The 13,248-nt window shown below is 65.2% G+C and carries 12 protein-coding genes and 1 pseudogene; 8 read left to right on the forward strand and 5 right to left on the reverse strand.

Annotated features, from left to right (window positions below; translation table 11 throughout):
* Positions 1-51: 51 nt before the first annotated feature.
* Positions 52-1,218 (reverse strand): helix-turn-helix domain-containing protein, encoded by a 1,167-nt coding sequence (locus NU1_RS00655; RefSeq protein WP_169814980.1) that lies wholly within the window; start codon positions 1,216-1,218, stop codon positions 52-54.
* A 353-nt stretch (positions 1,219-1,571) separates the two neighbouring features.
* Between NU1_RS00655 and NU1_RS00660 the strand changes: the two genes are divergently transcribed.
* Complete coding sequence (locus NU1_RS00660) at positions 1,572-1,784, forward strand: hypothetical protein (RefSeq protein ID WP_067516234.1); 213 nt, start codon at positions 1,572-1,574, stop codon at positions 1,782-1,784.
* Complete coding sequence (locus tag NU1_RS00665; RefSeq protein ID WP_067516236.1) at positions 1,781-2,194, forward strand: hypothetical protein; 414 nt, start codon at positions 1,781-1,783, stop codon at positions 2,192-2,194. The genes NU1_RS00660 and NU1_RS00665 overlap by 4 nt, the downstream gene beginning before the upstream one ends.
* Positions 2,195-2,240: 46 nt before the next feature.
* On the opposite strand, the gene NU1_RS00670 is transcribed toward NU1_RS00665, so the two are convergent.
* From NU1_RS00670 to NU1_RS00685, 4 genes are all read right to left on the reverse strand, one after another.
* Positions 2,241-3,026 carry an HAD family hydrolase gene (locus NU1_RS00670; protein WP_067516336.1) on the reverse strand — a complete coding sequence of 262 codons (786 nt, stop codon included), beginning with the start codon at positions 3,024-3,026 and terminating at the stop codon, positions 2,241-2,243.
* A gap of 62 nt (positions 3,027-3,088) precedes the next feature.
* Positions 3,089-5,533, reverse strand: a complete 2,445-nt coding sequence (locus NU1_RS00675; protein ID WP_157551918.1) for a phosphoribosyltransferase — start codon at positions 5,531-5,533, stop codon at positions 3,089-3,091.
* A 95-nt stretch (positions 5,534-5,628) separates the two neighbouring features.
* Entirely contained in the window at positions 5,629-6,753 is a 1,125-nt protein-coding gene (locus NU1_RS00680) for an HpcH/HpaI aldolase/citrate lyase family protein (RefSeq protein ID WP_067516338.1), read from the reverse strand.
* A gap of 127 nt (positions 6,754-6,880) precedes the next feature.
* Positions 6,881-8,077 carry a hypothetical protein gene (locus NU1_RS00685; RefSeq protein ID WP_067516241.1) on the reverse strand — a complete coding sequence of 399 codons (1,197 nt, stop codon included), beginning with the start codon at positions 8,075-8,077 and terminating at the stop codon, positions 6,881-6,883.
* Positions 8,078-8,278: 201 nt separating this feature from the next.
* On the opposite strand from NU1_RS00685, the pseudogene NU1_RS00690 reads away from it, so the two are divergent.
* From NU1_RS00690 to NU1_RS00715, 6 genes and pseudogenes are all read left to right on the forward strand, one after another.
* Positions 8,279-8,853: pseudogene (locus NU1_RS00690) on the forward strand (TerD family protein).
* A 95-nt stretch (positions 8,854-8,948) separates the two neighbouring features.
* Positions 8,949-10,055, forward strand: a complete 1,107-nt coding sequence (locus tag NU1_RS00695; protein WP_067516244.1) for a DUF475 domain-containing protein — start codon at positions 8,949-8,951, stop codon at positions 10,053-10,055.
* A 118-nt stretch (positions 10,056-10,173) separates the two neighbouring features.
* On the forward strand, positions 10,174-10,773 hold the full coding sequence (locus tag NU1_RS00700) for a TerD family protein (RefSeq protein WP_245719885.1): 600 nt from the start codon (positions 10,174-10,176) through the stop codon (positions 10,771-10,773).
* Between the two features lie 75 nt (positions 10,774-10,848).
* Positions 10,849-11,487 carry a winged helix-turn-helix transcriptional regulator gene (locus NU1_RS00705; RefSeq protein WP_067516248.1) on the forward strand — a complete coding sequence of 213 codons (639 nt, stop codon included), beginning with the start codon at positions 10,849-10,851 and terminating at the stop codon, positions 11,485-11,487.
* Positions 11,488-11,658: 171 nt separating this feature from the next.
* Positions 11,659-12,054 (forward strand): RidA family protein, encoded by a 396-nt coding sequence (locus NU1_RS00710; RefSeq protein ID WP_067516250.1) that lies wholly within the window; start codon positions 11,659-11,661, stop codon positions 12,052-12,054.
* A 30-nt stretch (positions 12,055-12,084) separates the two neighbouring features.
* Positions 12,085-13,173 carry an alkene reductase gene (locus NU1_RS00715; protein WP_067516252.1) on the forward strand — a complete coding sequence of 363 codons (1,089 nt, stop codon included), beginning with the start codon at positions 12,085-12,087 and terminating at the stop codon, positions 13,171-13,173.
* Positions 13,174-13,248: the final 75 nt, after the last annotated feature.

Consider the following 13,248-nt stretch of genomic DNA (forward strand, 5'->3'; position numbering starts at 1 on the left):
GCGCCGGAATGACGGGCTGCGGACACGAAGTGCCCGGTTGGGCCTCGGTCGTCAATCCTGGATTCCGGCATAATTCGCCAGGGAGCGCAGTCCGTAAGTGGCACGACGCTGCTGAGCGGCGGCGGTTTGCAGGGCGGTTTTCACTGTGCCGCTGGCGCGGAAGTGCTCGGGGGCGAGCGCACGCGCCTGATGTAGTTCCTCGATCGCATCATCAGGGCGATGGTTCAGAAGATGTGCGCGGGCGACATCGAGATGGAAATGGCTTACCCGCTCGGTGGCCATATCCTGGGGCAGGACAGTGGAATTAGCGATCTGCAATGCCTTACCGATTTGGCCGAGGTCCACAGCAGCGGCCAGGGCGTGCAGGTTGACATTGGCTGGGCCGACGGTCGTTTCATACACCACCCGGTTGCCAACGGTCTCGGCGACTCGAGCTGCTTCGGCGATGTGCTCCGAGGTGGAATCGGCATCGGCTAGCGATGCCGTGATCGTTCCCGCGCGCATATGCAGGGCCGTCCATACCGCAGCGGCTTCCGGATCAGTCGCGATCAATGGCTCCACCTCATTCATCGTCCGATCGAGAAGCTGCAAAGCTTGCTTACCCGCACCGATCCTCGCCAGGGCGGCGGCGCGCAAGTAGTGAGCGGTGGCAGTGAGTAGTGGGTCGCCGCTGTGCGTGGCCGCCCATTCCATGCGATCCATTGCCGTTAGTGAGAGATCGGCGTAACCAAGTTTGTGGGCCAAGGTATTCGAAGCGCGGTACGCATCGGCCAGCAACGCGTAGGCGGGTTCGCCATAATCCCGTGCGGCGGCGAGCAGCTGCTCGACCAGATCCGGCAGAACGGCCCCGATCCGGCCGTACTTGGTATCACGCCGCCAGGTGTTGACCTGTAATACCTGTTCCCGCAGCAGCTCCAAAGACCCGGGGTCGATGTCGTCGCCGATCAGATCGACCGAAGCCAGCGCGCGACGAATGGAGGGCACCAGCTGGTGCAGTTGCTCCGGACTATCCTGTGCGCCAGTCAATCTCGTGGCATCGACACCAAGAGCTTGGGCAATGGCACCGATCCATGCCGTAGATGCCGAAGCGTGGCCGGTCTCCACCTTCGCCAGCATGCTCTTACTGACCCTGGCACGCTCCGCGAGTGCCCGCTGCGTCATCCCTCGCTGCTTGCGAACTCGCGCAATCCGTACGCCGGCTCGCTCTTCCTCGTTCACGCGTTCAACGCTACTTCCGGGACAAGCCCGTGGGAATGGCAATTTGAAACTTCTTGGAAACTTCAAGTCTTCAACTGTGCGTAGCGTCACATTCAGCACCGAGATCGGAGGGTCCACCAATCGGCCCCGACCTCGACGCTCCGGGACCAGGAACGTTCTGACCAGGAGGAACCCATCATGGACACCATTTTCGGCCTCATGCTCGCCGTGCTGACTTTCGCTGTCGTCCTCACCGCGACGGCGACCCGGCCGACACCACGTCACCATCGCGGTCAGTCGGTCGCCACTATCCAAGCTCGTCTGCTAGCCGAAAGCAGTTCCGCACGAGGTGTTCTCACGATCGGACACCGTCGATGACCCTCTCGAGCGTGCCCGATGGGGCCGACGCCGCGACCGTGCGGGCCATGCTCAGCTGCGGAAATCCGCGGTGGGCGCGGCAGCATCCACACAAAGCCATGCAGGTACACCTCGAATGCGAAGTCGGTATCTGCGCTACCAAGACGGTCGCATTTCTGACCTTGCAGCAGCAAGGTCGAATAGTCCCCGATTCCGGCCGTGACCGATGACCGCGACAGCAACCCCCGGACGAAACCCACACCGTCGCAACGATGTCGGCGTGCACTGCTTCCTGGGTCTGCGCCGGTTCGCGAACGAGGCGAACATCCCCTACGACCGTTTACGACGATGGCGACTCAATGGCCCGGTGTGGATCCCGGACCCGGTCGTGGCCGTAGGGCGCTGGCCCGGATGGCCGCTACCGCTCATCCGGTCGTGGACCCCCGACACGATCGCCGGATCCGGACCGGTGCCGCTGCGATGGCCGCAGCCGACGATCGAATACGCGGACACCACAAGCATGTGCCGCAGATACCGTGTCGCCTCGGCCGGGCTCTGGTCACGCATCAGGGATGGCGAGATTCCGGCACCGGATGTCTGGGTGGACGACAGGCCGGGTTGGGCGATCCATCAGCGATAGCGGTGCTTCTGCGGGTCGGCGGGGCTGGATAGTGTTCCAGCCCGGGCTATTCGGAGTTGTCCGACGACCGCACGAACCAATCGACGATCTCCTCGCCCGCCATGATGCCGGAGGACCGGGTGATGGTGAGGTTGGGGTTGGTCCAGTTCAGCTCTTCGAGTTCGCCATGACAGGGGCGGATCGCGGCGTCGGCGGAGCCGAGTAGGTCGGCGTCGAGAGCGCCGTCACCGGCGGCGAGCAGCCGGGCGGCTGGGGCCAGTGCGCCGGAATCGGTGAGGCGGCGGCGGACTTCTTGTACGGCACGGCTTTTGCAGACCACTTTGGGCATGGTGTAGATCTTGCGGCCCTGTTGGGAGGCGGACCAGCCGCGCGGGCGGCACCAGGCATCCCATTCGGCGAGGAAACCGTCGGGGACGGCTTTGGGTTTGACGACCAGATAGCAGAAGAGGTGATCGGCTACTCGGAATTTGTCGACCCAGGAATCGTCTATGCGGGAGCGGAGTTCGGCGTTGATCTCGGAGAGCGTGGCGCTGGTGGCGCGGACTTCGGCGTCGAGGTCGATACGCCAGCGCATATCGGGGATACCGTTGACGAGGATATTGCCGCCGTTGCTCGTGACCGCGTAGCCCCACGGGGCTCCGGGTAGTCGAATCCGATTGAACTGCTTGATGGTTCGGGTAGTGGTGGGGATGACGGCGGCCGGGCCGGTGAGGGTGCGCATCCGCTGGGCCGCCGTGGTGGTCATGTATGACAGCGGTGCGCCCTCTAGGTGTTCGACGCAGACGGTGTGTAGGTCCGGCGTCGCGCCGAAGGCGTTGCGCGAGTAGATCATGGTGCGGTCCAGGTCTGTCGCGACCAAGGTCGCCCTGGCGGCTGTCCGTCTTCGATCGAGCACTATGTCGTCACGTCCTTGATAAGGCCCACACAGGAGTAGGCCAGGTCGGGCACCACCTCGACCGGCACGTCACGTGCGGCGGCCAGCAGGCGGATATGAGCGTGCTCGGGGGCGTCGGCGTCACGTACCAGTACGCGCCACGGCACCCGGCGCAGCAGTACCCGGGTGGTTTCGCCGACACCGGGTTTCACGAAGTTCACACTCGAGATTCCATATTCCGCACGGACCTTCTCCACTGAATCCCACCCCGCCCAGGTCGGTGAGCGGTCGGAGCTGCGTATGGCGGCGACGTTCGCGGCGACCTGGGGCCGCACCGTGTCGAAACAGGCGCTGACCGTATCGATCAGATGCCTGGACACGTCGTCGGCGGCCAGTTCACGGTAGAACTTGGCACCGTGGAAATCATCGGGGCCGATCAGGGCGTCGTTGAGCACCGTGCGTGAAACCAACCCGGACACCGTGGAGTTCAGGCTGGCCGAGGCTATGAGGAAGTCGTCGCGGGTGCCGTAGGTGCGCACACAGCTGCCGGGATCGGCCAGCACCGCCAGGTCGTCGTTGAACCGGGGCCCACCCGCGGCGTGATAGGCATCGAGCGCGGCGCTCAGTTCACGCGTGATGGCACCCTTGCCGGTCCAACCGTCCACAAAGACAGCTGACGCCGGATCATGGTGGTGGGCAATATAATCCAGGGCCACCGTATCGATACCGCGCCCCCGGACGATCGACACCGCGTAGTGCGGCACATCCAGACTCGGAGGCCGGTATTTCAACCAGCGGCGCATGAGAACCCCGATGGGCGTACCCGCTCGCGCCAGCGACACCAGCACGATGTCGTCGCCGCGTTCAGCCACCACCAATTCCGATACGGTCGCCACGGCCAGCGCCAGTCGTTCGGCACTCCGCGCGAGCACCTTCTCGAACAGTTCGCGATAGGCCGCGTCGGGTTGGAACTCCACGGGCAGGGATTCCGCGTAGTGCGCGATCCCGGCCTGGATGCGTCGTTCGCGTTCCGACACATCACCTTCCAGGTTCACTCCGGAAAGGTCCTTCAGCAGCCAGGCGACCTCATCCGGTGGATACGACCCGAATTCCGGTCCTCGCAAGGGTTCCGGGAGGCTACGGCGCTCCGCGAGCCGCTCGGCACGCAGCGTGCGCGGGTCCGCGCCGCGTACCAAAGCCACCACCACGTCGGCACCCGATGCGGTCAGCACGTCGACGAGACCTCCCGCGCCGGTGAGACGTTCGGTATCGGCGGGTTCGTCGATCACGACGAGCAGGATCGGTTCGAGCGCACCGGGTTCGGGCCAGTGCGCGTTGTACAGGTACCGCGGTTCGGCTTCACCGTTCTCCGGCGCGATGAACCGAAACCCGCGCCGCAGCGGATATCCGGGTTCGTCCAGCACGTAGGCGGGTGAGCGCGTGGTGGTTTGGTAGCGAGCCGGGACACCATCGTCCGCGAGGCGAGCCGCCAACCGCAACGGCAGGTACATGAATTCCTCATGCGCGAGCACAACGACCGGCCGCGCATCAGTCGGGCCGCCCCAGGGCAGTGCGTCGATATCGCGCCGGAGCGCATCGGCGGCCTCGGTCACGGCCTTCTCGAAAGCGTCGGTATCCGAGCGCAGCAGGCCGTGCCGACCACCCTCCGGCACATTCCCCGGCCAGGGCAGTTCGATCCGGGCGAACGCGCCACGCGTGGAGGCCGTCGGGTTCAGCGTCGGATCCGGCAGGGTGGCAACAGAATTCACGAGACCGGCGGGAAGTACCGTCATCCCGGATGCGAGACACACGGTGTCGATGCGCGCGCCCAGTTCGACCGCCGCGACTTCGAAGGCGGCGCGATCCGCCTCGGTGCGCATATCCACCAGCGACGCCAGGATGTAGTGCGATCTCGGCGTGAAGGCGTGCAATGCGCGGATCGCGTCGAGGGCGGTTGCTCCGGTGGAGATCTCGTCATCGACTAGCACCATCGGCAGGTCGTCACGGAATACCTCGGCGGGCATGGGTTGCAACTGGTGTGAGGTGGCATGGGAATGCCCCTCCTCGAAACCGGTCAGGGTGTCGGCGGTGGGCACATTACGGCGCGTCGAGTGCAGATAGCACTCCGCTCCGATCCGGGCTGCTACGCAGTGTCCGAGTCCTGTTGCGGTTTCGGCGAATCCGAGTACCACGGCTGCGGCGGATGGTTGGTCGGGGTGGATTCCGGCCAAAAGCATGCTGGAATGACGGGAGGATGACGCACCGGAATGACCTGGGGTTGGCGCAGCCGAGGAACGGGGCGAATTGGTGGTGGCGTGACTCGCGAGTGCCTCGAGTACCAGGTCACCGAGGCGGTTACCGGCGTCGATGACGCGGTGCGGGTCGGTGGGCAGGTGTTTGCCGAGCACCGTGGAAACCAAGAGGTGGGCTCGGCGGGGATTGCGGCGCAACCCGAGTTCGAGCAGGGCGGGGACGCTCCACTGCTGCGGCTCGGTCGGGACGTGCGTGTGCTCGTGGCGCACCGCGAATCCCAGTTCCCTTGTCGCCCACGGCGCGAAACTCACAATGCCACCAGCACTTTCAGCAGATCCACGAACGAAACCCCTTTATTGGTGACCCCGAATATCCGGGCCCGCAGCAATGTCTGCAACGCCCAACTGCGGTGGGGCCGCATCTCGTTCATCTTGTTGCGGTATTCCGACGCGGCGACGCCGCCGACATCGTCTTCCAGAATGTGCAGGGCGTCGGCGTATTCCTCATGGGTGACCACGGAGAGCGCGTGCACCGCCGCGACGTGCGACGGGTGGATGACCGTCTTGCCCTGGATGCCATTGGCGCGGTCGAGGGTGATCTCGCGCAGCAACCCGTCCAGGTCGCGGCTGACCAGGTATTGCCGGAACGGCACCGCATCCGATTCCGCGAACGGCGAGGTGCGCAGCAGCGGCCGGAACATACGTTCGTGGTCGGCGAAGTACTCCCAGACCGGGCCGGTAATGGTGAAGCCGGTGCCATCGGTGCGGCCCAGGTAATTGACGATATCGGCGATGACGTCGGCCACCACCCGCACGTCATAGATGGTGAGGTCACGGTCGCGGCGAATACCGAAGGTGGAGCACATATCGGTGGCGCCGATCCGCACCGCCAAGACCCGCTCCCGGTGTCGGGCGAGCAGCTCCTCGATACCGCGTAGTTCGTGGTCGCGGGTCTGCCGGTGTACCAGCGCCGGTGATTCCAGCACCGGCATACCGAAGATGGTGCGCCCCAACCGTTGCGAAGCCTCGACAATGGCGTCGAGGTATTTGGCCCCGCTGGTGGTGTCGAATTTGGGGAAGACGAATCCGGTGAGCGCGCTCGCGCCGCCGCCCAGCATGTCCACGATCTCGCCGATGGTGTCGGCGTCGCGCACCCGCACGAACAGCAGCGGATGCGGATCGGTCCCGGATGCGAAGGCGTCGAGGGTGGCCACCACCTGCCGCTTACCCAATTCCAGCTCGTGGTCGGCGACGGCATCCTCGAGGTCGATGACCATGGAACACACCCCGTGTTCGGCGCGCCGGGAAATGGTGGCGATCAGATCCTCGCGGGTGGCGGGCACATAGAGCGTCGCGCCCAGCGCCATGGCCAGCAGATCGCGGTCGGTGGAGCCGCCGAAGGCCTCCGGTGCGCGGTGGAACATGCGGCGCATCTCGGGGCCGGGAAGTTGCCGGAAGTGCCGGAGCGGAGTGCGTTTGAAGAGCGAGACCGGGACGGTCACGATGTGCGGACAGGTGGTAATCGCGGCCATCGGCCCCCGTTTCCTTCTGCTCGTACGGCTATTTTTTGGCTTTCCGCATCCGGTCGACCACCCCGGCGATGAACGCGGCGGACGCGTCCAGCTCGGATACGAACGCCCAGTAGTCAGGATGCCGACCGGTCAGTCCGGCGGTGGCCCGATCGATTCGGTCGGATTGAGCATCGAGTACCGAACCCCACTCCGCGACCAAGTCGCGGTGCACAGCCAACATCTGCGCGTCACGCAGTTTGAACCGGACAGCTTTTACCTTCTGCTGTGGGTCGGCACGCACCTCACGCAGTAGCGCAAGCCGGTCGGTCACGGCGTCGGCCCGCTCTTCGGCGGTAGCGAGGTGTGCGCGCGCGGATGTGGTCAGGTCAAGGGCTTGCTCCGGGTCATTCTTTGCCAGCGCCGCTCGGGCACGGGTGAGTTCTGCCTCAGCGGCGCGTATATATTTCCGACTTTCCCGCTCATTGTTCGCTAAATCCGCCGAACTCGCAGCGTTGAACTCACGCAGCAGCGTCGAGAATGCCGGACCGACGCGCTCACAGCGATGTTCGGCCGCCGATAGCCGAGTACTCGCCGACGACAGCGCGATGGACGCCGAATGTTGTTTGCCGGGAGCATCTTCCAGCGCACTCGACAGCGCCCGGGTCAACGTCTCGAGCCGAGTCGCCGCGTCCCGCGCCGCCCCCACACCGGTCGCGATGGCACCGTCGAGTGTGACCAGGCCCTCATCCACAGCGGTCGCGGCCCGACGCACCGAACGGTATCCCGCGTACGCGGAATCAGCCATGGCCAACAGCGCCTCTCCGGCCGCCCCACGCACCTGCTGCACCAATTGCGGCACCGACTCGAACACCGCGACCGAATGCTCGAGGTGCGCCTGGTTGCCGCGGTAGAACTCGTCCACCCCCCGCGCGGCATCGCCCAGGCGCCGGATAGCGGTGTCGATCTCCGGCTGCGGCACCCGCGGTCCATCACGTTCGGCCAGGTCCAGCCGTTCGCCCAGAGCTAAATACGCGGTGGCGGCGTCATAGCAGCGGGCCCGTACCGGCTCCCACCGCCGCACCATCGCGCGTTCGGGAAACATCTGTGCGGATGCGGTGACGGCGGCCTCGGCAATGCTTTGTCGACGATCCATATCGAGGAACGCGGACGTCAGCGCATGCCGCGCCTGCTCCACCCATTCGTTGTTCCGGGACGACCGAAACCATCCGCGTCTACGCCCTGCCACACCGCCGATGGTAGGAGATGCGGCGGCTGTGTGGCCCCTACGTTCACATCTGCGGCCAGCCTGGCGATTCACAATCGCAGCCCGCAGGTTGTTGGCTACCAACTCTGGCGAAAACTACTACTGTCGTACTCACGGACCCGGCGATTCGGACATGCCGGGAACCATTCACGACACAAGACTTTCCAACGGAAGGAATCCCGCATGGGTGTCAGTCTGTCCAAGGGCGGCAACGTTTCACTGTCGAAGGCAGCCCCGAACCTGACCGCCGTAGCGGTGGGCCTGGGCTGGGATGTACGCACCACCACGGGGACCGATTTCGACCTGGACGCCAGCGCCATCGCGCTGAACCCGGACAAGAAGGTTGTCTCGGACGGGCATTTCGTCTTCTTCAACAACCTGAAGTCCCCCGAGGGCTCCATCGAGCACACCGGCGACAACCTCACCGGTGAGGGCGAAGGCGACGACGAGGTCATCAATATCGACCTCGCCAACACCCCGCCGACCATCGACTCCATTGTCTTCCCGGTCTCGATCTACGAGGCCGAGCCCGCAGCCAGAGCTTCGGCCAGGTCCGCAACGCCTACATCCGCGTCGTCGACCGCGCCAACGGCGCCGAGCTGGCTCGCTACGACCTCACCGAGGACGCCTCCACCGAAACCGCCATGGTCTTCGGTGAGCTGTACCGCAACGGCGCCGAGTGGAAGTTCCGCGCCGTCGGCCAGGGCTACGCCTCCGGTCTGGCCGGGATCGCCCGCGACTTCGGTGTGAGCGTCTAACCCCCATTCGCTCGACGTTGAAGGGGCTCGGGACACCGAGCCCCTTCCGCGTATCATCCGCTCGCCCGTACCCCTCCTTTGAAAGGCCACAGCCGGTGCGAATATTCGGCCTCTCCATCATCGTCACGATCATTTCCCTGATCGTGGCGTTTGTGTACGGCGGACCGACCGCCCTGGCGCTGTGCGCCATTCTGGGCATCCTCGAGGTGTCGCTGTCCTTCGACAACGCGGTCATCAACGCCACTGTCCTACAGCGGATGAGCGAGTTCTGGCAAAAGATCTTCCTCACCATCGGCGTGGTCATCGCCGTCTTCGGTATGCGCCTGGTGTTCCCGCTGGCGATCGTCTGGATCACCGCGGGCCTGACCCCGGTGAAGGCATTCGACCTGGCGATGAACCCGCCCCCCGACGGCGCGCTCACCTTCGCCGACGATAGCCCCAGCTACGAGAAGCTGCTCACCGACGCGCATCCCTCGATCGCGGCATTCGGTGGCGCCTTCCTGCTGATGCTGTTCCTGAACTTCATTCTCGAGGAGCGGGAGATCACCTGGCTCAGCTGGCTGGAGCGGCCGCTGGCCAAGCTCGGCAAGTTGGACATGCTGGCGGTGGTGCTTTCCCTGGTTGCCATCGTGCTCGCCGCAGAAATCGCCGCCGCCGACAAGGACCGCCCCACCGTGCTGTTCGCCGGAATCCTGGGCGTGGTGACCTACGTGGTGGTCGACGGGCTCGGATCCATGTTCCACACCGAGGAGATGATCGAGGAGGCCGAACACACCGGACCATCGGGGCTGGTCAAGGCCACCGGTAAGGCGGGCTTCTTCCTGTTCCTGTACCTGGAGGTTCTCGACGCGTCGTTCTCCTTCGACGGTGTGATCGGCGCGTTCGCCATCACCTCCGACCCGATCATTATCGCGCTGGGTCTGGGCCTGATCGGTGCCATGTTCGTCCGCTCCATCACCGTGTACCTGGTCCGCAAGGGCACCCTGTCGGAGTACGTGTACCTGGAGCACGGCGCGCACTGGGCCATCGGCGCGCTGGCGATCATCCTGCTCGTCTCGATCGGCGTCCACGTCAACGAGCTCTTCACCGGTCTCATCGGTGTCGCGTTCATCGGCGCGGCCTTCATCACCAGCCTCATTCGCAATCGTCGCGAGGGCGAGGCCGAAACGGTGGATGCCAAGGAAGTAACACCGGTAGGCTGATTTTGCCTATCAATCGACTTCCCGCACCCGCCAACGCGATTCACGGCGGCGGGTGCGGGAAGATCACGAAAGTCCCTGAGGGGGGATGAGATCCATGGTCGGCAATCAGAATCCCGGCATGAATCTGCCGAAGGTAACGCTGTCCAAGGCCACGCCATCGGTGAATCTCACCAAACCCGGTGACAGCCAGGGCGCCATGCGAGTGAACCTGAACTGGTCGCAGGGCAAGAAGCGGGGGCTCTTCAAACGTTCCAGCGCAGTCGATCTCGATCTCGGCTGCCTCTACGAACTCGCCGACGGCACCAAGGGCGTCGTGCAGGCCATCGGCAATAACTTCGGGGCGTTGAATGCCGTGCCCTACATTCAGCTCGACAGCGACGACCGCACCGGGGAGGCCTCGGGCGGCGAGAATATGCACATCAATCTGGCTCGGCCGGATACCTTCCGCCGCATTCTGATCTTCGCTTTCATCTACGAGGGCGTACCCAACTGGGCCGCCGCCGACGGTGTGGTGACGCTCTACCCGACCGATGGACGGCAGATCGAAGTACCCCTGGACTCCCCGGTGAGCGGGGCCCGCTCCTGCGCCATCGCCCTGCTGCAGAACAGCGGTGGCGGGCTGACCGTGCACCGAGAAGTCAACTACATCAACGGGAATCAGAGCGCCATCGACCGCGCCTACGGGTGGGGTATGGACTGGCAGCCCGGTTCCAAGTAGTCACCACGCCCGCGCGGATCACATCGCGGTACACGAAGGGCCATTCCGGACACTTGAGAAAGTAAAGTGTGTGGAATGGTTCGGAGCTATGGCCAGTACTGCGGTCTCGCCCGGTCGCTCGATGTCGTGGGTGACCGGTGGAATCTGCTCATCGTTCGCGAGCTCCTCACGGCTCCACGCCGCTACCGCGAACTGCTCGACGGAATCCCGGGCGTGGCCACCAATCTGCTCGCCGACCGGCTGCGCGATCTCGAGAACGCCGGGGTGGTCGAGCGGCGGCTGGCCGGAGATGGCAATGCCATCGTGTATGCCCTCACGCCATGGGGGACCGAGTTACGGGAACCGATCGAGGGCCTCGTCCGCTGGTCCACACCACTCATGGTGCGCGGACCCGGCGACGACCATTTCCGACCCGAATGGCTCCTGGTCGCCCTACCCGCCCTCCTCTCCCGCAGGACACCGACGGGCCGCTCGGCAACAATCGGGATCGCCGTCGACGGCGTACTGGCCCAGGTGCGGGCGACATCCTCCGGCATCGAGGTGAACCCACACGACGGTCGAGAGCTCGAAGCCGTGCTGCGCGCTGACGCCGGCATCGTTCTCGGGTTGGCGGCGGGCGTGCTCGCTCTCGACGACATGCTCGGGGTCGTCGACATCGACGGCGATCAGGCCGCGGTTCGAACCGTGTTCGGCGAGCCGGTGCCGCCCGCCTGAACCGCAACGTCTCGCAGCCCTCTCTCGGCACTGCGACTTGCGGCTTTTGCGTTGTCTCACAACAGCTTCACTGCTCACCCGACTGCCCGTGTTGACAGGGACTGAATGCAGTGTCATTATTTGCATGTACATTCAATGCATGTACATGCACAGTCTTGAAGGAGATAAGCCATGACCGCACAGCGCATCGAGAAGATCGCCACCACGCCCGACTGGTACGAGCCGTACAAGATCTCGCAGGCGATCAAGGCGAACGGTTTCCTCTATGTCTCCGGGCAGGCCGGGATCGACGAACGGGGGCGCACCGTCTCCGACGACTTTCTGACGCAGGGACGGCAGGCGTTCGCCAATATCGCGCGGGTGCTGGCCGAGGCCGGAACCGACCTGCGTGACGTAGTGAAGGTCGGCATCTTCGTCACCGATATGGCCGCCAACCTCGACAGGGTCATCGCGCTCCGCGCGGAGTTCCTCAGCGAGCCCTACCCCGCCGACACTCTGCTCGAGGTGTCCGCCCTTGCCCAGCCCGACTGGCAGATCGAAGTAGAAGTCATCGCCCTCGCCCGCTGACCCCGATCCGCCTCCGTGAAAGGAAACCCCATGTCCGACAGCCCTTTGCTGCGTCCCTACCGGCGCGGCGCGCTCGACCTGCCGAACCGCATCGCCATGGCCCCGATGACCAGGGGCCGCGCGGACGACACCACCGGCGTCCCGAACCCGCTGACCAAGGACTACTACGCACAACGCGCGAGCGCCGGATTGATCGTCACCGAGGGCATCTACGCCAACATCCTCGGCAAGGGCGGCCCCGGTATCCCCGGCCTCGTCGATGAAGCGCAGGTCGCGGGCTGGCGCGAGGTGACCGATGCGGTACACGCGGCGGGCGGGCGCATCTTCGCCCAGCTGTGGCATGTCGGCCGGATGACCCACCCGCTGATTCTGCCGGGCGGTGCGACTCCCCTGGCCCCCTCGCCGGTTCGGATCACCGGCTCGAAGATCTACACCAGCCAGGGGTTGGTGGACCATGTCACGCCGCGAGCGATGACCACCGCCGAAGTCGACGCCACGGTCGAGGATTTCGTCGCCGAGGCGCGCAACGCCATCGCGGCCGGATTCGACGGGGTCGAGGTACACGGCGCGAACGGCTACCTGATCCAGCAGTTCCTGGCGGAGAACACCAACCAGCGCACCGACCGCTACGGCGGCTCGCGCAACGGCCGCCTCCGGCTGGCCGTCGATATCGTGACGGCCGTCGCCGCCGAGGTCGGTGCCGAACGAGTCGGCCTGCGCATCTCACCGGACAATCCGGAAAACGAGATCGCGGAACAGGATCCGCGGGACACCTACCGCACCCTCCTGAACACCCTCGACCCACTCGGCCTGGCCTACCTCCACGTCATCGAGCGCGGCGCATACGCCGCCCTCGCCGACCTGCGCCCCCGCTGGTCGAGCACCCTCATCGCGAACTTCAACGGCCCCACCCCGACAACCCGGGACGCGGGCGAAAAGGTACTGGAAAACGGACTGGCCGACGTCTTCTCATTCGGACGGCTGTTCATCGCCAACCCCGACCTGCCCGCCCGCTTCGCCTCCGGAGACCCGATCAACCAGTACGCGCGCGACCTGGTTTACGGCGGCGGCGCCGAGGGTTACACCGACTATCCCGTGCTGCAGGCCGAACGGGTATGAGTCACAGTCGAATACCGGAAGGGCGGCACCAAATGCGCCGCCCCTTCCGCGATTTGCCGCACGACCCCGGCCACT

This window comes from Nocardia uniformis NBRC 13702, from assembly GCF_001613345.1.
GTDB classification, from domain to species: Bacteria; Actinomycetota; Actinomycetes; order Mycobacteriales; family Mycobacteriaceae; genus Nocardia; species Nocardia uniformis.

Excerpts from the sequence above, each read along its gene's own strand:
- NU1_RS00660 (WP_067516234.1), top strand. The coding sequence starts at position 1,572 with ATGACCCTCTCGAGCGTGCCCGATGGGGCCGACGCCGCGACCGTGCGG.
- NU1_RS00665 (WP_067516236.1), top strand. The coding sequence starts at position 1,781 with ATGACCGCGACAGCAACCCCCGGACGAAACCCACACCGTCGCAACGAT.
- NU1_RS00670 (WP_067516336.1), bottom strand. The coding sequence starts at position 3,026 with ATGATCTACTCGCGCAACGCCTTCGGCGCGACGCCGGACCTACACACC.
- NU1_RS00680 (WP_067516338.1), bottom strand. The coding sequence starts at position 6,753 with ATGCGCCGCATGTTCCACCGCGCACCGGAGGCCTTCGGCGGCTCCACC.
- NU1_RS00700 (WP_245719885.1), top strand. The coding sequence starts at position 10,174 with ATGAATCTGCCGAAGGTAACGCTGTCCAAGGCCACGCCATCGGTGAAT.
- NU1_RS00705 (WP_067516248.1), top strand. The coding sequence starts at position 10,849 with ATGGTTCGGAGCTATGGCCAGTACTGCGGTCTCGCCCGGTCGCTCGAT.
- NU1_RS00710 (WP_067516250.1), top strand. The coding sequence starts at position 11,659 with ATGACCGCACAGCGCATCGAGAAGATCGCCACCACGCCCGACTGGTAC.
- NU1_RS00715 (WP_067516252.1), top strand. The coding sequence starts at position 12,085 with ATGTCCGACAGCCCTTTGCTGCGTCCCTACCGGCGCGGCGCGCTCGAC.